The 1966-nt window shown below is 70.4% G+C and carries 3 protein-coding genes; all 3 read right to left on the bottom strand.

Annotated features, from left to right (window positions below; all coding sequences use genetic code 11):
- On the bottom strand, positions 1–1262 hold a 1262-nt coding region (locus ACFPIJ_RS33520), incomplete at its 3' end, for a hypothetical protein (RefSeq protein ID WP_380121100.1).
- Positions 1259–1573, bottom strand: a complete 315-nt coding sequence (locus tag ACFPIJ_RS33525) for a helix-turn-helix domain-containing protein (protein WP_380121103.1) — start codon at positions 1571–1573, stop codon at positions 1259–1261. The genes ACFPIJ_RS33525 and ACFPIJ_RS33520, both read right to left, overlap by 4 nt.
- Positions 1574–1577: 4 nt before the next feature.
- Positions 1578–1966: tyrosine-type recombinase/integrase (locus tag ACFPIJ_RS33530; protein ID WP_380121105.1), on the bottom strand; the 389-nt coding region annotated here is incomplete at its 5' end.

The raw sequence follows: 1966 nt of genomic DNA on the forward strand, positions 1-1966 counted from the left end.
GGTTGCCGTGTGGGCATTCGGGTGGTCGGGTTGACGAAGACCAGCTTCTGTCCTTTGAGGACTCGGAAGATGGAGCGCAGGCCCTGCAGCATGGTGTAGCGGGCGAGCGGGTCGGTGGGCAGAACGGCGCGGACGTCGTCGACGCCGATCTCCCGCAGCGACGGGCGAACAGCGGCCCACTGCCGCAGCGCGGGCAGCGCCCACCGCAGTTGGGTGCCGATCGTGGCGTCGGCTCGGGGTTTGCGTCGTGGTGGCCGGGTCGAGCCGTTGCGCATCACGCCGAACCAGACGTCGAGCTCGTGCCGCATCGGCGTGGGCAGCTCGGCGACAGTCGCGGCGAACCAGGTGACGATCGCGGGTTGCCGGTCGTCGTCGAGCAGCCCGGCGTCGGCGAGGACGTCGGCGACCACGGCTGCGGAGTGTTTGATCCGCGACAGCAGCGCGACGTCGCTGCGGCGGATCGGCGCGCCCGGGGTGTCCTGGATACCGAGCATGATGCGCATCGCCCGCCGCACCCTGTCGACTTTGCTCGGTCGCCAGCCGTAGCGGGTGGCGTGCTCGCCGACGAACGTGATCAGCGCCGCCTCCCGCGCAGGGTCGGGCGGTGGCGGGAATCCGTTGCGCAGACCGGCTTTCAGGTCGCGGGCAAGCTCGAACAGAACGAGCTGGCGGTGACCGACGGGGCGCAGCAACCGCATGTCCGCTGGGACGGTCTTCTTGACGTAAGGGCGTTTGCCGGTGCCGGGCTGGTGCCACATCCCGGCGAGAAACAGCTGCTGGCCGTGCCGGACCGCGTCGGCGATGCTGACGTCCCGGGTGCGCCGTCCGAGGTCGTGGGCGATCATGCTGCGCTGGCGGTGACACAACCGGCAGGAGCCGTCGTCGTAGAGCGCGACGTGCTGCCCGCAGGTGACGCAGTCCGCCACGTTGCGGTGCGTCTCGCGGAACGCGCGGCAGGCGACGCAGATCCAGCCGTAGGTGCGGGTAACGCCCCAGGCGTGGCAGTCCGGGCAGGCGTCGATGAGCACCTTGCGGCGCGCGAGCGGACCGGCAAGGTTCCAGACCGGGGACTTCTGCCCGGGCGCGTGCGGGTGGCATCGGGCGCACAACCCCGACGTGAAGTAGTCCGTCCGCGACCCGCACTTGTAGCAGGGCGGAGCGGTGACCGGGCCACCTGGCCAGCAGACGAAGCAGTACGGGATCTCCCGCATCGCCGGTGGCCGGACCCCGCAAACCGTGCAGGGCTTCGGTTTGCCGGTCATGCCGGCGGTGTCGAGGTGTGCCTGCCCAGCCGCGGCGGCAACGCACTCGTGTCGCCGGCGGTCCGGGTCTGCTGCGGGCGGCGCGCGGCGACCTGTTCCGGTTCACAGATCAGCACATCCGCCGGCGTGCATCCCAGCACGGCGCAGATCACGTCGAGGTCGTCCAGGCGGATCGAGGTCGGGGTGCCCGTCCACAGCGCGGACATCTTCCCGGCGCTGATCTGCAGCCCGGCCTCGGCCAGCCGGCGGCGCATCTCGGTGGACTTCCAGATCCCGGCCTGCGCCGCGCGCATCCGCAGGTTCCACTGCATCCCATCACCTCTCGAGCTGTCCCAACCTGGCCGCGGTGCGGGCATTGCTGACGTTCCACGCCTGCGTCACATGCTCGACCGGGACGTGGATGTACCGGGTCGTCGTCGACAACCAGGAATGGCCGAGGACCTCCTGGATCGCTTTGACGTCCAAGCCCTGGGCATACAACGACGACGCGCAGAAGTGCCGCAGCACGTGCGGTGTCAGCCGCCCTTGCCACGACGGCAGACCACGGACCACCGCGGCCGCCAGGCCATCGCGCAGGGTCTGCGTCCCGGCGCGTGGACAGCATCCGGTCAGCGGGTCCGGATGCCGTTCGGCGGGCAGCAACGGCGCGTCCGGATTGGTGTAGTCGCCGCCGAACTGATGGCGGACCTCGACCATCCACCAGT

Source organism: Dactylosporangium cerinum, assembly GCF_042653625.1.
GTDB lineage: Bacteria > Actinomycetota > Actinomycetes > Mycobacteriales > Micromonosporaceae > Dactylosporangium > Dactylosporangium cerinum.